Here is a 20,182-nt window from a genome sequence, read left to right on the forward strand (position 1 = left end):
TGTCCGGGGACCGACCGGGGTCGGCGCTCACGTCGGACAACTCGGAGCACACTACGGACCTGCCGGGGGCGTGTCAACCCCCGGCCGGACCGCTGGGTCAGCCGTTGCCGGAGGCCAGTTCGCGGCTGCGGTCGCGTGCTGCCTCCAGGGCGGCGATGAGGGCCGCCCGCACCCCGTGGTTCTCCAGCTCGCGGATCGCGCTGATCGTGGTGCCGGCCGGGCTGGTGACGGCCTCGCGGAGCTTGACCGGGTGTTCGCCGCTGTCCCGGAGCATGACCGCGGCGCCGATGGCGGCCTGGACGATGAGGTCGTGGGCCTGGGCGCGGGGCAGGCCGAGCAGGATGCCCGCGTCGGTCATGGCCTCGACCAGGAAGTAGAAGTAGGCGGGGCCGGAGCCGGAGAGGGCGGTGGCCGCGTCCTGCTGGGACTCCGGGACGCGCAGGGTCTTGCCTACGCCCCCGAAGATCTCCTCGGCGGTGGCGAGGTGCGCGCCGGTGGCGTGGCTGCCCGCCGAGATGACGGACATCCCCTCGTCGACGAGGACCGGGGTGTTGGGCATGACCCGGACGACCGGGGTGTCCGGGGTGAGCCGCTCCTCGATGAACGTGGTGGTGATGCCGGCCGCCGCGCTGATGACCAGACGGTCGGCGGTGACGTGCGGGGCGAGTTCGTCCAGGAGCTTGCCCATGTCCTGCGGCTTGACCGCGAGGATGAGGATGTCGGCGTTCTTGGCCGCCTCCGCGTTGGTGACGGACCCGACCCCGTACCGCGTGTGCAGTTCCTGGGCCCGGTCGCCGCGGCGGGTGGTCACCAGGAGGTCGGCCGGCCGCCAGCCCGCCCGGATCATCCCGCTGAGCAGGGCCTCGCCGATCTTGCCGGTGCCGAGGACTGCGACTGTCTGGGTCATGCGTTCACCCTCCGGGCGGTGCTGGGCTGTGCGGTGCTGAGGACCGGGCTGTTGCTGCTGCCCGTTATCCTCGCACCGGGGTTCTCACGGCGTACGGCGGCGGAGGGTGATCGCGCCGAGGCAGAGGACCAGCAGGGCGCTTCCCGCGACCACGGCGGTGTCGCGGACGAAGTCGCCGGTGATGTCGGGGTGCTGGAGGACCTGGTTCATGCCGTCGACGGCGTACGACATCGGCAGGACGTCGGAGATCGCCTCCAGGACGGGGTGCATCGCCTCGCGCGGGGTGAACAGGCCGCACAGCAGGAGCTGGGGGAAGATCACCGCCGGCATGAACTGGACCGCCTGGAACTCGGATGCGGCGAACGCGGAGACGAACAGGCCGAGCGCCGTGCCGAGCAGGGCGTCGAGCAGGGCGACCAGGAGCAGCAGCCAGGGGGAGCCGACGACGTCCAGGCCCAGCAGCCAGACGGAGACGGCCGTCGCGAGTGCCGACTGGACGACCGCGACCGCGCCGAACGCGAGGGCGTACCCCGCGATCAGCCCGCCCTTGCCGAGCGGGAGGGCGAGGAGGCGTTCCAGGGTGCCTGTGGTGCGTTCGCGCAGGGTGGCGATCGAGGTCACCAGGAACATCGTGATCAGCGGGAAGATGCCGAGGAGGGAGGCTCCGGTCGCGTCGAAGGTGCCGGGCGCGCCGTCGAATACGTAACGGAGCAGGGTGATCAGCAGCACCGGGACGATCACCAGGAGCGCGATCGTGCGGGGGTCGTGGGTCAGCTGGCGCAGGACGCGGCCCGCGGTGGCGGTCATCGGGGTGCCTCCTCGGTGAGGGGTGCGGCTTCGTCGGCGGGGCGCTCGTCCGCCCGGTGCGCGTCGGACCGGTCTGCGTCGACCAGGTGGAGGAACGCTTCCTCGACGGTGGCCGTGCCGGTGCGGTGGCGGAGGGAGTCGGGGGTGTCCTCGGCGAGGATGCGGCCGTCGCGCATCAGGAGCAGGCGGTGGCAGCGTTCGGCCTCGTCCATGACGTGGGACGAGATGAGGAGCGTGGTGCCGCGGTCGGCCAGGCGGTGGAAGAGGTTCCAGAGGTCCCGGCGGAGTACGGGGTCGAGCCCGACGGTCGGTTCGTCCAGGACCAGGAGGTCCGGGGTGCCGAGCAGGGCGACGGCCAGCGAGACACGGCTGCGCTGGCCACCGGAGAGCGCACCGGCGAGGGCGTCGGCGCGGCTCGTGAGGTCGACGTCGTCGATGGCGCGGGTGACGGCCTCGCGGCGGGCGTCCCGGTGGGTGCGTCCGGGGTGCAGGACGGCGGCGAAGTAGTCGAGGTTCTGCCGGACGGTGAGGTCGGTGTAGACGGAGGGCGCCTGGGTGACGTAGCCGATGCGGGGGCGCAGGGCCGGGTCTCCGGCGGGGCGGCCCAGAACGTCGAGGACGCCGGTGGCCTTGGCCTGGGTGCCGACCACCGCACGCATGAGGGTGGTCTTGCCGCAGCCCGAGGGGCCGAGGAGGCCGGTGATGCTGCCGGAGGGGACGGTGAAGTCGAGGGCGCGCAGGACGGTGCGGGCGCCTCGGACGACGGTGAGGTCGCGGGCCGTGATCGCCGAGGTCGGTGGCGGGGGTGCGTCCGGGGACGGGTGTGTCGTGGGGGCGGTCGGCACCGCCCCGTGTTCGTAATTCATCATGCGATGAATTATTTGCCCGGCAGAGCTGCCCGTCAAGAAGGAGGGGGAGGGAAACGACTCGGCCCGCCGGGCGTGATGCCGGCGGGCCGAGTCGTTCGTGCGGTATGCGGGGCTTCGGGTCTCAGCCGCGCTTCTGGCGCTTGCGGGCCGCCGGGTTGCCCGTGCGGGTCGAGCGGCGCTTCTCGAACTGGGCGCGGGCCTTCTCGTACTCGGTGCGGCGCAGCTTCTCGCCCGGGGCCTCGGTGAGCGAGCGGACGAAGTAGGCGAGGAGCGAACCGATGAAGCCGATGGACTTGAGGCCGCGCAGGGCGTCCTCGCGGGACGGGTCCTCGGGTCGGGCGCCGAAGCCCTCCCAGGTCTTGCGGAACGCGATGGCGCTGCAGATCGAGAACATGGCGATGACCAGCACCCCGACGATCCCTCCGACCTCCGCGATCTCCAGTCCCTCGTAGGCGAAGCGCAGGACGAAGCAGGCGGCCACGGCGGCGGCCAGGGAGCCGACGGCGACGCCGGCCCGGCGGAGCCCGTAACCGCCGTCGTGGTCGACCCACGTCGTGCCGAAGAAACGGATCGGCTCGGGCTGCGGCCCCGGGGCCGTGGCGGGCGGGGTGCCGGGGGCTGCGCTGTTCTCGCTCACGGGGTCGATTATCCCCCGCCGCCCCCGGCCCCCGGGCGGTGCCGTCAGTCGCAGCGCGGTGCGATGTAGCCGTCACGTCCCGTGTAGACGTAGGCGTCCGCGACGAACTGGCCGTTGGCGATGTTGTCCCAGAGGTTCGACGTGCCGTAGGGGCCGGTGACCTGCTCTCCCGGCTTCTGGCAGTAGATCGGGATCTTCTGCCCGTACGGCAGGGTCCTGACGATGCGGTAGCCGGTGCCCGGTCCGGTGCGGACGTTGACCCGGTAGCCCGGGGCGATCGGGTAGCGGGTGCCGGACGCGGTGGTCTCGATCTCCCCTGCCGCCGCGAGTTCCGCGGTCGCCACTCCCTCGACCGCCGCCGGTTCCTGCGTGTGCTCTCCAACGCCCATGTGGGCCTCCCCCGTTGAGACATCGTGTACGCGCGGCGCGTACGACGCGCAGGCTAGCAAGCGCCGTGCCTCTCGCACGCACCATCGACTAGGCTCCGTGCGTCGCATGCGCGTCAAGACACGGGGGTGGGCGATGCCGCCGCTGCGAGAGTCCGGAGCGCATCCGGAAGCGGAGTTTCCGCAGTACGCCGGCGCCTACCGACTCGAAGCCTGTCTCGGCTCGGGCGGCATGGGCGTCGTGCATCTGGCGCGCTCGGCCTCGGGGATGCAGCTCGCGGTGAAGGTCGTGCACGCGCCGTACGCGGCGGATCCCGAGTTCAGGGCGCGGTTCCGGCAGGAGGTGGCGGCCGCGCGGCGGGTGAGCGGGGCGTTCACCGCGCCCGTCGTCGACGCCGATCCGGAGGCCGCCCGGCCCTGGATGGCCACCCTCTACGTTCCCGGGCCCACGCTCGCCGAGCAGGTGAAGCGGAACGGTCCGATGGCCCCCGCCGCGCTGCGCAGGCTGACCGCCGGGCTGGCCGAGGCGTTGCGGGACATCCACCGGGCGGGCGTGATCCACCGCGACCTCAAGCCGAGCAACGTGCTGCTGACCGACGGGGGCCCCAAGGTCATCGACTTCGGGATCTCGCGGCCGTACGACAGTGATCTGCGCACCGAGACCGGCAAGCTGATCGGGTCGCCGCCCTACATGGCCCCCGAGCAGTTCCAGCGGCCGCGCGAGGTGGGGCCGCCGGTCGACGTGTTCGCGCTGGGGGCCGTGATCGTCCACGCGGCGACGGGCCGGGGGCCGTTCGACTCGGACAGCCCGTACATCGTGGCGTACCAGGTGGTCCACGACCAGCCGGATCTGGGCGGGGTGCCCGCGGAGCTGGCCCCGCTGGTCGCCCGGTGCCTGGCGAAGGACCCGGCCGACCGGCCGACGCCGGACGAGGTGATGGCGGCGCTGGGGCCCCCGTCGTACGAGGCCGAGGCGTTCGTACCGGCGCAGCGGCGGCGGGCGGTGGTCGCGGCGGTGCCGGACGGGGAGCGGGGCGGTTCGGAGGAGGACACGCATGTGCGCGCCGCGCCGCCGGTCCGCCGCCGGTGGCTGCGGCGGGCCCGGCTGGTCGTGGCGGCCACGGTGCTTCTGCTGGTGGCGGGTGCGGGGGCGTACGCGGTGTGGGGCGGGGGCGGTAGTGCGGCGAGCCCGCCCGGGGCGGAGGCGGGCGGGCCGAAGGCCGGGGGCGCCCTCGCGCCCTGGCGCACCGAGCTGCGGACCACCGGGAGCGCCACGCCCGTCTGCGCCGGCGCCGGGGCCGGGGGCGCGCTGTACTGCTCGGTGGCCGGGACCGGCACGGTCAGGATCGACCCGGCGGACGGGCGCGTGGTCTGGTCGGCCCCGTCCTCCGCGACCGGGACCGCCCACGCTCCGATCGTCTCGGGCGCGGTCGTGCTGGCCGGCGGCCCGGACGGGAAGCTGCGCGCGTTCGACCCGGTGAAGGGGACGGCCGTCCGGGACACCTCACTGTCCGCGGGGCCCGGGGCGGCGTTCCCCGCCGGTGGCGCCCTGCTGGCCGTCGCGGACGACGGGACGGTGACGGCGCTGGACGGGGCGAGCGGGGCGTCCCGCTGGAGGAAACCGCTGCCGGGGCACGTGCGGCCGGACTTCGCGCTGTACGACGGTGGGTCCGGGCTCGCCTACGCCTTCGAGCACGCGCCCTCGGGTGCGTCGACGCTCGTCACGGCGGTGGACGCGGGGAGCGGCCGGGCGTCCTGGCAGCGGCGGCTGGACGGGGTGCTGACCCCGGTCTCCACGGCCGGGGCCGGGGAGCTGGTACTGACGGCGATGGACGAGAACTCGGACACGGCCGAGCTGGTCCGGTACGCCCCCGCGTCCGGCGTCGCCGCCCGGATCACGCTGCCCTTCACCTTGGACGGGCCTCAGGTGGTCGTGGCCGGGGATGTCGCGTACCTGCTGGGGCGGGGCGGGTCGCTGCTGGCCGTCGACACGGGGGCGGGCGGTGCCGAGGCGGAGCTGTGGCGGCTGGAGACCGGGGTGGGGCGGGCGTCCGCTCCGGTGCTCGGGGAGGGCGGGCACCTGTACTTCTCCGCGGCGGACGGGCGGTTGCTGGCGGTCGATACGGGGCGGGGCGCGCTGGTGGGGCAGTCCCGGGCTCGGCTGAGCGGGGGGAAGCTGACGTATGCGTCGGATCTGCCCGCGCCGGTGGCGGCGGGGCGGACGGTGGTGGGAACGGCTCCGGACGGGTCGGTCTTCGCGCTCGACGGGGCGGACCCGGGCGGCTGGTGAGGCCCGGTCCGCCGCCTGGCGCCCGGGGCTCTGCCCCGGACCCCGCTCCTCGATCGCCGGAGGGGCGCGACTCTCCCGACCGGAGCCGGGGAAGGCGTCGGCGCCTCCGCTGAGAAGGTCGGCGGAGGCGCCGGAAAGCCGGCCCGGGCGCCGGGCGGGGACTCAGCCGAGCTTCGAGATGTCGCGGACCGCTCCCCGGTCGGCGCTCGTTGCCATCGCCGCGTAGGCGCGCAGCGCGGCCGAGACCTTGCGGTCGCGGTTCTTCGGGGCGTACACCCCGTTCAGCGCCTCGCGGCGGGTGGCCAGTTCGGCGTCGTCGACCAGCAGCTCGATGGAGCGGTTCGGGATGTCGATGCGGATCCGGTCGCCGTCCTCGACCAGCGCGATGGTGCCGCCGGAGGCCGCCTCGGGCGAGGCGTGGCCGATGGAGAGACCCGACGTACCGCCGGAGAAGCGGCCGTCGGTGACCAGGGCGCAGACCTTGCCCAGGCCCCGGCCCTTGAGGAAGGAGGTGGGGTAGAGCATCTCCTGCATCCCGGGGCCGCCGCGCGGGCCCTCGTAGCGGATGACGACGACGTCGCCCGGCTGGATCTCCTTGCGGAGGATCTTGTCGACGGCCTCGTCCTGCGATTCGCAGACGACGGCGGGGCCCTCGAAGGTCCAGATCGACTCGTCGACGCCTGCCGTCTTCACGACGCAGCCGTCCACGGCGAGGTTGCCCTTGAGGACGGCGAGGCCGCCGTCCTCTGAGTAGGCGTGCTCGACGTCGCGGATGCAGCCGCCCGCCGCGTCCAGGTCGAGGGTCTCCCACCGCTCGGACTGCGAGAAGGCGGTCGCGGAGCGGACGCAGCCGGGGGCGGCGTGCCAGAGCTCGACGGCCTCGGGGGACGGGGAGCCGCCGCGGACGTCCCATTCCTTCAGCCACTCGGCGAGGGTGTCGGAGTGCACCGAGTGGACGTCCTCGTTGAGCAGGCCGCCGCGGTGGAGCTCGCCGAGGAGGGCCGGGATGCCGCCGGCGCGGTGGACGTCCTCCATGTAGTACGTGCCGCCGGGGGCGACGTTGGGGGCGACCTTGGCGAGGCACGGGACACGGCGCGAGACCTCGTTGATGTCTTCGAGGTCGTAGGCCAGCTCGGCCTCCTGGGCGGCGGCCAGCAGGTGCAGGATCGTGTTGGTCGAGCCGCCCATGGCGATGTCCAGCGCCATCGCGTTGTCGAACGCGGCGCGGGTGCCGATGGAGCGCGGCAGGACGGTGGCGTCGTCCTGCTCGTAGTAGCGCTTGGTGATCTCGACGATCGTGCGGCCGGCCTGCTCGTACAGCGCCTTGCGGGCGGTGTGGGTGGCGAGGACGGAGCCGTTGCCGGGGAGGGAGAGGCCGAGGGCCTCGGTCAGGCAGTTCATCGAGTTGGCGGTGAACATGCCGGAACAGCTGCCGCAGGTGGGGCAGGCGTTCTCCTCGATACGGAGGATGTCCTCGTCGGAGATGGACTCGTCGACCGCGTCGCTGATCGCGTTGACCAGGTCGAGCTTGCGCACGGTCCCGTCGACGAGGGTGGCCTTGCCGGCCTCCATCGGGCCGCCGGAGACGAAGACGGTCGGGATGTTGAGGCGCATCGCGGCGTTCAGCATGCCCGGGGTGATCTTGTCGCAGTTGGAGATGCAGATCAGGGCGTCCGCGCAGTGCGCCTCGACCATGTACTCCACGGAGTCGGCGATCAGGTCGCGGGAGGGCAGGCTGTAGAGCATGCCGCCGTGGCCCATCGCGATGCCGTCGTCCACGGCGATGGTGTTGAACTCGCGCGGGACCGCGCCCGCGGCCTGGATCGCCTCGGAGACGATCCGGCCGACCGGGGCGAGGTGGGTGTGGCCGGGGACGAACTCGGTGAACGAGTTGGCGACGGCGATGATCGGCTTGCCGATGTCCGCGCTCGCTACGCCCGACGCGCGCATAAGGGCGCGCGCGCCCGCCATGTTGCGTCCGTGGGTGACCGTGCGGGACCTCAGCTGGGGCATCGTCGCTCGCTCCTTCGGCAGGGGACCTGCCTCCGACAGTTGAAGAAAAGGCTGTCTTCGAGCGTACGCCCCGGATCCAAGATCTGGACAGACCGTCCGGAATGCGGGACGCGGTGGTCGGTGGGTGGTCACCCCCGCCGGTGCGCGCGCACGGCCTCCGCCCCGCCGCTTCAGCCCTCGCCCAAGTATCTCTGGAGCGTGGGCGCCACCATCGCGACGATGTCCTCCGGGTCGGCGGAGGCGAGCGGCTCGGCGCGGACCACGTACCGGAGCATCGCGATGCCCAGCATGTGCGAGGCGGCCAGCTCGGCCCGGAGGGTCGGGTCCGGTACGTCCAGCTCGGCCGCGACCCGCTCCAGCAGCCGGCGCAGCACGAAGTCGCGCAGGACGTTCGCGGCCGCCTCGTGGGTGACCGCCGAGCGCAGGATCGCCAGCAGGGGCGTACGGGTGCCGGGGTCCTCCCACACGGAGAGGAAGAAGCGCGCCAGCCGCTCCCCCAGGCCGTCCGGATCGCCGCCGAGGACGGCCGGCAGGACCAGGGTGGGTTCGAAGGTGACCTCCACGGCGGCGGCGAAGACCTCGTCCTTCGTACCGAAGTAGTGGTGGACGAGGGCCGCGTCGACCCCGGCGGCCTTGGCGATGCCCCTGATGGACGTCTTGTCGTAGCCGCGCTCGGCGAACTCCGTACGGGCCGCCTCCAGGATGCGCGTACGGGCGTCGGGACCCTCGGACGCGGCCTTGCGGGAGGGGCGGCCCCGGCGGCGCGGGGCGGGAGTGCCGTCGGTCGTGGGGGACGGTTCGGGTTCCTCGGTCACGGGCGGAGGTCCGGCTCCTCGGTCACGGGCGGCGGATCTTGGGGGACGGGTCGGGGGCGGCGGCGGAGGTGGCCAGGTGGAGGCGGGTGAAGGCCAGCGCCTCCGCGAGATCGGCCTCGCGTTCGGCGGAGGACATCGCGCGCCGGGTATTGACCTCGATGACGACATGGCCGTCGAAGCCCGTGCGAGCCAGGCGCTCCAGCAGCTCGGCGCACGGCTGGTCGCCCCGGCCGGGCACCAGGTGCTCGTCCTTGGCCGAGCCCTTGCCGTCGGCGAGGTGGACGTGGGCGAGCCGGTCGCCCATCCGGTCCACCATGGCGAGCGCCTCGGTGCGGGCGGTCGCGGTGTGCGAGAGGTCGACCGTGAAGTGCCGGTAGTCGTCGTTGGTGACGTCCCAGTCGGGGGCGTACGCGAGCATCTCGCGGTCCCGGTAGCGCCAGGGGTACATGTTCTCGACGGCGAACCGGACGTCCGTCTCGTCGGCCATCCGCCAGATCCCGGTCACGAAGTCGCGGGCGTAGGTGCGCTGCCAGCGGAACGGCGGGTGCACCACGACGGTGGAGGCGCCGAGCCTCTCGGCGGCGGCCTTCGCCCGCTGGAGCTTGACCCAGGGGTCGGTGGACCAGACGCGCTGGGTGATCAGGAGGCAGGGGGCGTGCACCGCGAGGATCGGCACCCGGTGGTAGTCGGAGAGCCGGCGCAGGGCCTCGATGTCCTGGCTGACGGGGTCGGTCCAGACCATGACCTCGACGCCGTCGTACCCCAGGCGCGCGGCGATCTCGAAGGCCGTCGCCGTGGACTCGGGGTAGACCGAGGCCGTCGACAGGGCGACCTTCGCATCGGGGATGCGCACCACTGGTTCTGCCACCTGGACAGCGTACGGGCAGTGATGCGCCACTCCGAGGGGTCCTGGCCGAAAGTGATCAGGACCATGGGCCCGTGACCGTACGTCACCGAAGCGGCGCGTCCCGTACGGCCCCACCCCACCTCGCCTCACCCGGGCAGGGCGGCCCGTTCCGTCGGGAGGTGGTCCAGGCGGCGCAGGATGACGCCCTCGCGCAGGGCCCAGGGGCAGATCTCCAGCTCCTCGACGCCGAACAGGTCCATCGCCCCCTCGGCCACCAGCGCCCCGGCGAGCAGTTGGGCGGCCCGGCCCTCGGAGACCCCGGGGAGCCGGCCGCGCTCCTCGACGGTCATCGCCGCCAGTTTGGGCACCCAGTCCTCCAGCGCCTTGCGGCTCAGCGAGCGCTGGACGTACAGGCCCTCGGCGGAGCGGGCGGCCCCGGCGATCCTGGCGAGCTGCTTGAAGGTCTTGGAGGTGGCGACGACGTGGTCGGGCCGGCCGGCCCGGGCGAACTCGCCGACCGTCCGCGCGATGCTGGCCCGTACATGCCGGCGCAACGCCCTGACCTGCTCGGGGTCGGCCGGGTCGTCCGGCAGCCAGGCGCCGGTGAGACGGCCCGCGCCGAGCGGGAGGGAGACGGCGGTGTCCGGCTCCTCGTCGATGCCGAAGGCGATCTCCAGCGAGCCGCCGCCGATGTCCAGGACCAGCAGCTTGCCCGCCGACCAGCCGAACCAGCGGCGGGCGGCCAGAAAGGTCAGCCGGGCCTCCTCCGCACCGCTGAGAACGGCGAGGTCGACGCCTGTCTCCAGCCGTACGCGCTCCAGCACCACGTCCGCGTTGGTCGCCTCGCGCACCGCGGAGGTGGCGAACGGAAGCACGTCCTCGCACCCCTTGTCCTCGGCCGCCTGGACCGCGTCGGCGATCGTCGCCACGAGCCGGTCCACGCCGAGCGGGCCGATCGCGCCGGTCTCGTCGAGGAGTTCGGCGAGCCGGAGTTCGGCCTTGTGCGAGTGCGCGGGCAGCGGGCGGGCACCGGGGTGGGCGTCGACCACCAGCAGATGAACCGTGTTCGATCCCACGTCGAGGACTCCGAGTCTCATGGGGGAACGCTACTGCGCGGTCGGACTTACGCTGTCCGCGTGCCAAAGACGAAAAAGGCTAAGCAGGACAAAGCCACGAAGAAGCCGAAGTCGAACAAGCAGGCGTCACAGCCGGAGGCGAACGGACCTGACCCGTCCGACGAGAAGGACATCGACTTCGCCCGGGCCTGGGTGGAGTTCCCCGACCCGGCCGACGACGAACAGGTCTTCCGCTGCGATCTCACCTGGCTGACGTCCCGTTGGACCTGCATCTTCGGCAGCGGCTGCCAGGGCATCCAGGCGGGCCGTGCCGACGACGGCTGCTGCACGCTGGGCGCGCACTTCTCCGACGAGGACGACGAGAAGCGGGTCGCCGAGAACGTGGCACGGCTCACCCCCGAGCTGTGGCAGTTCCACGACGTCGGTACGGAGACGGGCTGGGTCGGCGTCGACGAGGACGGCGAGCGCCAGACGCGCCGCTGGGAGGGCTCCTGCATCTTCCAGAACCGGCCGGGCTTCCCCGCCGGTGCGGGCTGCTCGCTGCACATCCTGGCGCTGCGGGAGGGCAAGGAGCCCCTGGAGACCAAGCCGGACGTGTGCTGGCAGCTGCCGGTGCGGCGGACGTACGACTGGATCGACCGGCCCGACGACACCCGGGTGCTCCAGGTGACGATCGGGGAGTACGACCGCCGGGGCTGGGGCCCGGGCGGCCATGATCTGCACTGGTGGTGCACCTCGGCCACCTCGGCGCACGGGGCCGGTGACCCGGTGTACGTGTCCTACCGCCCGGAGCTGATCGAGCTGATGGGCAAGGAGGGCTACGACCGGCTGGTCGAGCTGTGCGAGGAGCGGCTGTCCTCGCTGCTGCCGATGGCCCCGCACCCGGCGGACCCGCCGCTGCCCGCCGCGAAGAAGAAGCGCTGAGGCCCGGGGCCCGGGGACGCCACGTCCCCGGGCCCCGTCGTCCTTCCTCAGCCCCTCGGGGCCGGGTCGGTCGGGGCCGGGTCCGTGGGACCCGGGTCGGTCGGGTCCGGCGTCGGTTCGGGCGGGTCCGTGGGGCCGGGCGGATCGGTCGGGTCCGGCGGGTCCGTGGGGTCGGTCGGGCCCGGCCCGGGGTCGGTGGGCCCGGGGTCGGTCGGGCCCGGATCGGTCGGCCCGGGATCGGTCGGGCCCGGATCGGTCGGCCCGGGGTCCGTGGGGCCCGGGTCCGTGGGGCGGGGCGATTCCGTGCCCGGGCGGGTGGGGCGCGGGCCGCCCGTGCTCGGGGCGGCGACCCCGTGGCCCTCGATGAGCACGGCGGAGCCCGAGGGGGTCAGCGAGATCCGGGCCCGCCACGGTCCGGCCGGCTGCGCGTCCCGGATCACCGAGACCGCGATCGTGGTGGACCGCCCGGCCGCGAGCGTGCCCGACGTACGGCTGAGCCGCAGCCACGGAGCGTCCGTCGCCGCCGACCAGCCGACCGGTTCCCGGCCGGAGTTGGTCAGCCTGATCGTCGTGACGGCCCCGGAGGTCCGGGCCGTCACCGTCAGCCGGGCGTCGCCGCGCTGCGCGCCGCCGGTGCTGACCACCTCGGCGGTGACGTCCGGGACACGGGCGCCGAAGCGGTTGCCGGGGCGGCCGTGACCGGTGTTCTCGGGGTCGTACGGGTCGCCGCTCATACCGTCGGCGCCGTCCACCTCCGTGGCGGTGACCGAGGTGCCGTCGTGGCCCTCGCCGGTCTGCGGCGCTCCCCGGTACGCGGCCCAGAGGGCGATCACGGGGGCGGCGACCACCGTCGCGACGACCGTGGTCGTCACGACCCGGGCGCGCAGGCGGTCGCGGCGGGCCGCCTGGTCCTTGGGGTCGAGCGGATATCCGCTCCGGTCGAAGCGCGGGCCCGCGGCCCGGGAACGGTGGGCCTGGGCCATCGCGACGTACACGGAGGGGCGGGGGGCCTCCACGAGGGGCAGGGCGGCGACCGAAGCCAGGACGGCTCCGGGCCAGGGGCCCGCCGCGTCGGCGCGTTCGGCGGCGCGGCGGCAGCGGGGGCAGTCGTCGACATGCCGGACGAGCTCGCGGCGCAGGGCGGCGGAGAGCAGCACCTGGTGGTCGCCGGTGAGCCGGGCGACGGTGGGGCAGTCGCCACCCTCGACGACGGCGAGGGCGGCGCGGGTGCGCTCCACCTCGCAGGCCGCGGCGGCCAGCAGCTCCCGGGCGGTGGCGGGCTCAAGCCCGAGCACGGCGGCGACGGCGCGCGGGGGGAGGCGGTGGCGTACGGCCAGTTCGAGGGCTTCGCGCTGCTCCGGGGTGGTGCCCGCGGCCTCGGGCCAGGCGAGTGTGGCGAGCTCCCGGCGGCGGGCCTCGGCGGCCGGTGACTCGGCGGGGGCGGGGGTGGTGGCGTCCTCGGGGGTGGCGGGGGCCGTGGGCACGGTGCGCGCGGGGGCGGCGGGCGCGGTGTGCTCCGGCGTGCGCTGGGCGGTGCGCGCCCCTCTGCCGGTCCCGATCGTGGTCCCGGTCCCTTGGGCGGTGCCGGTGGCGCCCGTCCCGTCGCGGGTCTCGGAGGCCTTGGCCGTACGGGGTGACTCGACCGTCCCCGAGGGACGGCGGTGCGCCTGGCGGCCGCGCCTGCGCTCGGTGAGCGCCCGCAGGCAGATCCACCGGGCCAGGGCGTACAGCCAGGTTTTACGCTCCTCCTCGGCCGTGGGACCCCGGGCGTCCTGCCGGTCCGCGATCGCCAGGGCGGCGCCGAGCGCTTCGGTGGCCGCCTCGTGGTCGCAGAGCACGGAGAGGCAGTACGTGAAGAGGCCGTCGAGATACGGCTCGTAACGTGCGGGCGGTCGCTGTGCCGGGGCGTCGGTTCCTCGGCGGTGCGCCCGGTGTGCGCCGGTGGTGTGCGTCGGGGTCTCCAGCCTGCTGCTCGTCACCCGGCGACCGTAGGCAAAGGAGCGCATGCCTCAAGTGCCCCCTGAGCACATTTAATCCTTACGGGTGAATGTATCCCTCGAAAGAGTCGTGAAAGCGGACAGAGGTCCCGGATTCCGCCCGTAGTGCTCCGGAGTGCTTCCGTGCGCCCTGCGCGCGGCGGCGCGGTGCGCGCCGACCGCCCGGGCGGCGTTGTCGTACCCCACCTATACGGTGACGCCATGGCTGCCCGTACGAAATCCGCGAAGGACCGCCCGTCCTACCGCTGCACCGAATGCGGCTGGACGACCGCCAAATGGCTCGGCCGTTGCCCCGAGTGCCAGGCGTGGGGGACGGTCGAGGAGTTCGGCGGCGCCCCCGCCGTGCGCACCACCGCGGCGGGCCGGGTCTCCACCGCCGCGCTGCCGATCGGCCAGGTCGACAGCCGGACGGCCACGGCCCGCTCCACCGGCGTCGGCGAGCTGGACCGGGTGCTGGGCGGCGGGCTCGTGCCGGGCGCGGTCGTGCTGCTGGCCGGCGAGCCGGGCGTCGGCAAGTCGACGCTGCTGCTGGACGTGGCGGCCAAGGCCGCGAGCGACGACCACCGCACGCTCTATGTGACCGCCGAGGAGTCCGCGAGCCAGGTCCGGCTGCGGGCCGACCGGATCAAGGCGATCAACGACCACCTCTACCTCGCGGCGGAGACGGACCTGTCGGCGGTGCTCGCGCATCTGGACGAGGTCAAGCCGTCGCTGCTCATCCTGGACTCGGTGCAGACGGTCGCCTCACCCGAGATCGACGGCGCGCCCGGCGGGATGGCCCAGGTCCGGGAGGTCGCCGGGGCGCTGATCCGAGCCTCCAAGGAGCGCGGGATGGCCACGCTGCTGGTCGGCCACGTCACCAAGGACGGCGCGATCGCCGGGCCCCGGCTGCTGGAGCACCTGGTGGACGTGGTGCTGTCCTTCGAGGGCGACCGGCACGCCCGGCTGCGGCTGGTGCGCGGCGTCAAGAACCGTTACGGGGCGACCGACGAGGTCGGCTGCTTCGAGCTGCACGACGAGGGCATCACCGGCCTCACCGACCCCTCGGGCCTCTTCCTGACCCGCCGTGACGTCGCCGTGCCGGGCACGTGTCTGACGGTGACGCTGGAGGGCAAGCGGCCCCTGGTCGCCGAGGTGCAGGGGCTCACCGTCGACTCGCAGATCCCCTCACCACGGCGCACGACCTCCGGTCTGGAGACCTCCCGGGTCTCGATGATGCTCGCCGTGCTGGAGCAGCGGGGACGGATCAGCGCGCTCGGCAAGCGGGACATCTACAGCGCGACGGTGGGCGGCGTGAAGCTCACCGAGCCCGCCGCCGACCTGGCGATCGCGCTCGCGCTGGCCAGCGCGGCGAGCGACACCCCGCTCCCGAAGAACCTGGTCGCGATCGGCGAGGTGGGGCTCGCGGGCGAGGTCAGAAGAGTCACCGGGGTGCAGCGAAGGCTGGCCGAGGCACACCGTCTGGGCTTCACCCACGCCCTCGTACCGACCGACCCGGGGAGGGTCCCGGCCGGTATGAAGGTCACGGAAGTCGCCGACATGGGCGACGCTCTGCGGGTCCTCCCGCGCCGCTCTCGCCAGGAGGCACCACAGGAGGACAACGCGCGCCGGTAGACTTTGCCCTGGTCTTGCCCGCCCGTGGACACGGCATGGGGGACGCAAGGGCACCGCAAACCTGTGACCGGAGGAGTGCAGTGGCAGCCAACGACCGGGCGACGACGCCCGGAAAGTCCGGCCAAGGCACCGGTAACGAGGCGCTGATGCGCGCCTCGCTGAGCGCGGTCGCGCCCGGTATGGCCCTGCGGGACGGCCTGGAGCGCATTCTCCGCGGCAATACCGGTGGCCTGATCGTGCTGGGCATGGACCGGACCGTCGAGTCGATGTGCACCGGCGGATTCGTGCTGGACGTGGAGTTCACGGCGACGCGCCTGCGCGAGCTGTGCAAGCTCGACGGGGCGCTGATCCTCGACAAGGACATGACCAAGATCCTGCGGGCCGGGGTGCAGTTGGTCCCGGACGCCTCGATCCCCACGGAGGAGACGGGCACCCGGCACCGTACGGCGGACCGGGTCTCCAAGGCGTGCGGCTTCCCCGTCGTCTCGGTCTCCCAGTCGATGCGGCTGATCGCGCTGTACGTGGACGGGGAGCGACGGGTCCTGGAGGAGTCCTCCGCGATCCTGTCCCGGGCCAATCAGGCGCTCGCCACCCTGGAGCGGTACAAGCTCCGCCTCGACGAGGTCGCGGGCACGCTGTCCGCGCTGGAGATCGAGGACCTGGTCACCGTCCGGGACGTGACGGCGGTGGCGCAGCGCCTGGAGATGGTGCGGCGGATCGCGACGGAGATCGCGGAGTACGTGGTCGAGCTCGGCACCGACGGACGGCTGCTCTCCCTCCAGCTGGACGAGTTGATCGCGGGTGTGGAGCCGGAGCGGGAGCTGGTCGTCCGGGACTACGTTCCCGAGCCGACGGCGAAACGGTCGCGCACGGTGGCCGAGGCGCTGACCGAGCTGGACTCCCTGAGCCACACGGAGCTGCTGGAGCTGCCGGTGGTGGCGCGGGCGCTGGGCTACAGCGGCTCGCCGGAGACCCTGGACTCAGCGGTGTCCCCGCGGGGCTTCCGGCTGCTGGCGAAGGTGCCGCGGCTGCCGGGGGCGATCATCGAGCGGCTGGTGGAGCACTTCGGGGGGCTGCAGAAGCTGCTGGCCGCGAGCGTGGACGATCTCCAGACGGTGGACGGGGTGGGCGAGGCGCGGGCGCGGAGTGTCCGCGAAGGGCTGTCGCGGCTGGCGGAGTCGTCGATCCTGGAGCGGTACGTCTGAGGCCTGGCCCGCGCCACGTCCGGCCCGTCCGGCGTTTGGGCACGGAACCGTGCGGCCCGGCGGCGGTGCCTTTACCGGCTGGCCCGGCCCCCTTTGCGCCTCGCTCGTCCACGTGGACGGTTCCGTCCTCAAACGCCGGCCCGGCTGGGGTTCCGGGCCCGCCCAACCCCGTGAGCGCGGCGCACGACCACGTGGACGGTTCCGTCCTCAAGCGCCGGACCGGCTGGGGTGGTCGGTCGACCGGTGAAAGGTCAGTCCTTCGCCAGGACGAACGAGGCTCGCTGGACCGGCTCGCCCGGCGCCTTCGCCTCCAGGAGGTACGTCCCCGGGCCCGCCTTCCCCGACGGCGGCGTCGCGCAACCCGGCGCGGACAGGGTGCGGTTCCAGTCCACCGTGTGGATCACCGTCGCCCCCGCCGGCACCTTCAGGAACAGCGGCCCCGCCGCGGCGGGGCAGTCCTTCGAGGACCAGACCGGGTCGTCGTCCTCGCCCCCCGCCTCCGTCACGGTGAGCACCGCGCTCTTCGGGCCGAAGTCGGCCTTGCACGCGGCCGACGACGTGTTCTTCGCGATCAGCTCGAACTTCGGCTTGTCGTCGGGGCCGTAACTGACCTTCGTCCGCAGGCTCAACCGCACTGCCGAGGGCTTGCACTCGGGGAGCGGGGACCCGGCCGGAACCCGCTGGCCCGCACTGCCGCCGCCGCCCGATCCGGCCGTGCCCGCACTCGACGAGTCGCCAGTACCCGTGTCCGTACCGCCTGTTGACGATCCGTCGGACGCACCGCCGTCACCCGAACCGCCCGGGGACTCACCCGAACCGTTTGAACCGCCCGAGCCGCTCTCGTCGCCCGACTCGTCGCGCCCGCCCGGCTGTTGGCTGATCGCGGGACCGGAGCTGCCCGGGCCGGGGGTGATCGACTCGACCGGGTCGGAGCCGCCGGGCTTGGCGTCGTCCCGGCCTCCTCCACCGCCGCCGGACGTCACCGCCCAGGCGATCAGCACGGCGAGCAGCGCAACCAGAAGTCCCGCTACCGCCCTTCGTCGCCAGTAGATGCTGGAGGGAAGCGGACCGACCGGATTGCGCATAGATCCCACGGGCCGAACTCTACGAGAGATCCGGACCGAGTCCGGCCCCACCCGCCGCTCCGCTCACAAGTTTTGCCGATCATCATCACGGGAAAGGGGTCGCGACCCGGTCACAGGGGACAGAACGGGTGGCGTTGTCACCCCCTGGGCCCGCCGCGCGGGCCGACACCCCCGCGCCCGTGACGCCCGCCCCGCCTTCCGTGCCAGGATCGTCAGTGCCATGACTGCCATGACTTCCACTTCACCCCAGACGCCCCCCGCCGCCGCCTCCCTCCACACCCCCGTCATCGGGTGGTTCGAGCAGCACGCCCGCGATCTGCCCTGGCGCCGCCCCGAAGCGGGCGCCTGGGGCGTGATGGTCAGCGAGTTCATGCTGCAGCAGACCCCGGTGAGCCGGGTCCTGCCGGTGTACGAACAGTGGCTCGCCCGCTGGCCCCGCCCAGCCGACCTGGCCGCCGAGGCGCCCGGTGAGGCGGTCCGGGCCTGGGGCAGGCTCGGCTACCCCCGCCGCGCGCTGCGGCTGCACGGGGCCGCGCAGGCGATAACGGAACGGCACGGCGGCGATGTGCCGAGCGAGCACGCCCAGCTCCTGGCGCTGCCCGGGATCGGCGAGTACACGGCGGCGGCCGTGGCCTCGTTCGCGTACGGACAGCGGCACGCGGTACTCGACACGAACGTCCGCCGGGTGTTCGCCCGCGCCGCTACCGGGGTCCAGTACCCGCCGAACGCGACGACGGCCGCCGAGCGCAAGCTGGCCCGGGCGCTGCTCCCGGACGAGGACGAGCGGGCGGCGAAGTGGGCGGCGGCCACGATGGAGCTGGGCGCCCTCGTGTGCACCGCGCGCAACGAGGACTGCGACCGGTGCCCGATCGCCTCGCGGTGCGCCTGGCGGCTGGCCGGGAAGCCGGCGCACGAAGGTCCGCCGCGCAAGGGGCAGACGTACGCCGGTACCGACCGCCAGGTGCGCGGTCGGCTGCTGGCGGTGTTGCGGGACGCGGTGAACCCCGTACCGCAGGCCGCCCTGGACGCGGTGTGGGAGGAGCCGGTGCAACGGGCCCGGGCGCTGGACGGGCTGGTGGCGGACGGTCTCGTCGAGCCGCTGGCCGACGGGCGGTACCGGCTGCCGCTGACCTGATCCCGCCACCGTTCCCGGGGCCCCGGCCCCCCGCTGTTACACAACCGATGGGCAGCCGTGCACCGGCCTACGGCTGCTCCGCACATCGCCGTGACAACGCCTCCGTAGCGTCTCCGACAGCAGTGACCACGGGGATTCATCGGGGACGGAGGCGGTTGTCATGGCGCAGGGCGAGGTGCTCGCGTTCGAGGACTACGTACGCACACGGCAGGACGCGCTGCTGCGCAGCGCACGCCGACTGGTTCCCGACCCCGTCGACGCCCAGGACCTCCTGCAGACCGCTCTGGTGCGCACGTACGGCCGCTGGGACGGCATCGCCGACAAGTCCCTGGCCGACGCCTATCTGCGCCGCGTCATGATCAACACCCGTACGGAGTGGTGGCGGGCGCGCAAGCTCGACGAGGTCCCGACCGAGCAGCTGCCCGACGCGAGCGTCGACGACGGCAGCGAGCAGCGCGCCGACCGCGCCCTACTGATGGACATCCTGGGGATTCTGGCTCCGAAGCAGCGCAGCGTCGTCGTGCTGCGACACTGGGAGCAGATGAGCACGGAGGAGACGGCCGCGGCGCTCGGCATGTCGGCCGGTACGGTCAAGAGCACGCTGCACCGGGCCCTGGCGCGGCTGCGCCAGGAGCTGGAGAGCCGCGAGCTGGACAGCCGCGAGGCGGTCGCCCGGGAGCACCGGGGCCGCCGGGGCGTGGCGCCGGCTGCCTCCGCCCGTGTCCCCGCCCAGCGGTCGCCGCTGACGTCGGTGCCGGGGGCGAAGGCACACACACCGGCGCAGCGGAACGGGCGTCACGACGAGCGGGGGATGGAGCGGTGCGCGGCCTGAGCGGCAGCAGCGGCGGTGGGGGCGGCGGCCACGGGGACGGCGACGGTCCGGGCAGACCTGGCCCGAGGCCGCGCTTCCGGGGCGGTACGGCGGCGAGTGGCACGGCCTTGGCCGGACTCGTCGCCTTCGGGCTGTTCGGCGTCGGCTGCTCCACGGGCGGTACCGGCACCCGGGACGAGGGCCCTGCCGGCAGTCAGCCGGTCGCCCAGATCACCCAGCGGCCCAGCCCGTCCGGCACGACCCCGCCCGTGCGGCGGGTCGACGCCGTACGGCTTCTGAAGGGCGACCCCGAAGTGGGCGAGCGGGTCAGGGAGGGGCTCAAGCCCTGCGCGGGCAAGGCCTACCCGATCGACACCTCCTACGGGTCGCTGACCGGCGGCCGGACCGCCGACGTGGTGGTCAACGTGATGAGCTGCGCCGACTCGGTGAGCGTCGGGACGTATGTGTACCGGGCGGGCGACGACGGCTCGTACAAGAACGTCTTCGCGGCCGAGGTCCCCGCCGTCTACGGGACGATCGACCGGGGCGATCTGGTGGTGACGACCCAGGTCTACGGTTCGAAGGATCCGCTGGCGTCCCCGTCCGGCTCGGAAGTGGTCACCTACCGTTGGGCGAGCGACCGCTTCACCGAGCACGACCGGGTGCACAACGACTTCAGCCGGGCCGTCGAGGGCACGGACGGCGATCTGCCCGTGCAGTCGGAACCGCTGGAACCGGAGCCGGCTCAGCCGGGCAGGAACTGA

Annotated in this window: 18 protein-coding genes; 7 read left to right on the plus strand and 11 right to left on the minus strand. The window is 73.5% G+C overall.

The genetic code is table 11. The features are described 5' to 3' along the window. Positions 1-97 precede the first annotated feature (97 nt). The 5 genes from proC to RNL97_RS14140 all read right to left on the minus strand — a co-directional run bounded on the left by proC (position 98) and on the right by RNL97_RS14140 (position 3,609). Positions 98-907, minus strand: a complete 810-nt coding sequence (gene proC, locus RNL97_RS14120; protein WP_030581634.1) for a pyrroline-5-carboxylate reductase — start codon at positions 905-907, stop codon at positions 98-100. Positions 908-991: 84 nt separating this feature from the next. Continuing rightward, positions 992-1,714 (minus strand): ABC transporter permease, encoded by a 723-nt coding sequence (locus RNL97_RS14125; protein ID WP_030581637.1) that lies wholly within the window; start codon positions 1,712-1,714, stop codon positions 992-994. Further along, the gene (locus tag RNL97_RS14130) at positions 1,711-2,583 is read right to left on the minus strand and encodes an ABC transporter ATP-binding protein (RefSeq protein WP_313750758.1); all 873 of its coding nucleotides are present in this window, start codon (positions 2,581-2,583) and stop codon (positions 1,711-1,713) included. Before RNL97_RS14130 ends, RNL97_RS14125 begins: the two co-directional genes overlap by 4 nt. Before the next feature lie 121 nt (positions 2,584-2,704). Then, on the minus strand, positions 2,705-3,220 hold the full coding sequence (locus tag RNL97_RS14135) for a hypothetical protein (RefSeq protein WP_243314271.1): 516 nt from the start codon (positions 3,218-3,220) through the stop codon (positions 2,705-2,707). A gap of 44 nt (positions 3,221-3,264) precedes the next feature. Continuing rightward, a complete protein-coding gene (locus tag RNL97_RS14140) occupies positions 3,265-3,609 on the minus strand; it encodes an SH3 domain-containing protein (RefSeq protein WP_030581644.1) in 345 nt (114 codons plus the stop codon). Positions 3,610-3,742: 133 nt separating this feature from the next. On the opposite strand from RNL97_RS14140, the gene RNL97_RS14145 reads away from it, so the two are divergent. Further along, positions 3,743-5,896, plus strand: coding sequence for a protein kinase domain-containing protein (locus RNL97_RS14145; protein WP_030581647.1), 2,154 nt, complete (start codon positions 3,743-3,745; stop codon positions 5,894-5,896). 162 nt (positions 5,897-6,058) lie between these two features. Here RNL97_RS14145 and ilvD read toward each other — a convergent pair whose 3' ends face one another. From ilvD to RNL97_RS14165, 4 genes are all read right to left on the minus strand, one after another. Then, a complete protein-coding gene (ilvD, locus tag RNL97_RS14150) occupies positions 6,059-7,909 on the minus strand; it encodes a dihydroxy-acid dehydratase (protein WP_313750759.1) in 1,851 nt (616 codons plus the stop codon). 170 nt (positions 7,910-8,079) lie between these two features. Continuing rightward, positions 8,080-8,724 (minus strand): TetR/AcrR family transcriptional regulator, encoded by a 645-nt coding sequence (locus tag RNL97_RS14155; protein WP_030581653.1) that lies wholly within the window; start codon positions 8,722-8,724, stop codon positions 8,080-8,082. Between the two features lie 22 nt (positions 8,725-8,746). Further along, positions 8,747-9,580, minus strand: a complete 834-nt coding sequence (locus RNL97_RS14160; RefSeq protein WP_030581656.1) for a sugar phosphate isomerase/epimerase family protein — start codon at positions 9,578-9,580, stop codon at positions 8,747-8,749. Between the two features lie 137 nt (positions 9,581-9,717). After that, positions 9,718-10,668 carry a Ppx/GppA family phosphatase gene (locus tag RNL97_RS14165; protein WP_030581660.1) on the minus strand — a complete coding sequence of 317 codons (951 nt, stop codon included), beginning with the start codon at positions 10,666-10,668 and terminating at the stop codon, positions 9,718-9,720. Positions 10,669-10,707: 39 nt separating this feature from the next. On the opposite strand from RNL97_RS14165, the gene RNL97_RS14170 reads away from it, so the two are divergent. Next, on the plus strand, positions 10,708-11,571 hold the full coding sequence (locus RNL97_RS14170) for a hypothetical protein (protein ID WP_030581663.1): 864 nt from the start codon (positions 10,708-10,710) through the stop codon (positions 11,569-11,571). A 47-nt stretch (positions 11,572-11,618) separates the two neighbouring features. Here the strand turns inward: RNL97_RS14170 and RNL97_RS14175 are convergent, their stop codons facing one another. Then, on the minus strand, positions 11,619-13,550 hold the full coding sequence (locus tag RNL97_RS14175) for a hypothetical protein (protein ID WP_434744435.1): 1,932 nt from the start codon (positions 13,548-13,550) through the stop codon (positions 11,619-11,621). Between the two features lie 219 nt (positions 13,551-13,769). Between RNL97_RS14175 and radA the strand changes: the two genes are divergently transcribed. Continuing rightward, positions 13,770-15,182, plus strand: a complete 1,413-nt coding sequence (radA, locus tag RNL97_RS14180) for a DNA repair protein RadA (protein WP_313750760.1) — start codon at positions 13,770-13,772, stop codon at positions 15,180-15,182. Between the two features lie 80 nt (positions 15,183-15,262). Continuing rightward, entirely contained in the window at positions 15,263-16,387 is a 1,125-nt protein-coding gene (gene disA / locus RNL97_RS14185) for a DNA integrity scanning diadenylate cyclase DisA (protein ID WP_006125491.1), read from the plus strand. Positions 16,388-16,638: 251 nt separating this feature from the next. On the opposite strand, the gene RNL97_RS14190 is transcribed toward disA, so the two are convergent. Beyond that, on the minus strand, positions 16,639-17,388 hold the full coding sequence (locus RNL97_RS14190; RefSeq protein WP_030581674.1) for a hypothetical protein: 750 nt from the start codon (positions 17,386-17,388) through the stop codon (positions 16,639-16,641). Between the two features lie 304 nt (positions 17,389-17,692). Between RNL97_RS14190 and RNL97_RS14195 the strand changes: the two genes are divergently transcribed. The 3 genes from RNL97_RS14195 (at position 17,693) to RNL97_RS14205 (ending at position 20,182) form a co-directional block, all read left to right on the plus strand. Further along, entirely contained in the window at positions 17,693-18,607 is a 915-nt protein-coding gene (locus RNL97_RS14195) for an HhH-GPD family protein (protein WP_030581677.1), read from the plus strand. 160 nt (positions 18,608-18,767) lie between these two features. Then, entirely contained in the window at positions 18,768-19,439 is a 672-nt protein-coding gene (locus RNL97_RS14200) for a SigE family RNA polymerase sigma factor (RefSeq protein WP_243314274.1), read from the plus strand. A gap of 107 nt (positions 19,440-19,546) precedes the next feature. Next, the gene (locus RNL97_RS14205; RefSeq protein WP_313751625.1) at positions 19,547-20,182 is read left to right on the plus strand and encodes a hypothetical protein; all 636 of its coding nucleotides are present in this window, start codon (positions 19,547-19,549) and stop codon (positions 20,180-20,182) included.

The sequence above is a fragment of the Streptomyces parvus genome (assembly GCF_032121415.1).
GTDB lineage: Bacteria > Actinomycetota > Actinomycetes > Streptomycetales > Streptomycetaceae > Streptomyces > Streptomyces globisporus_A.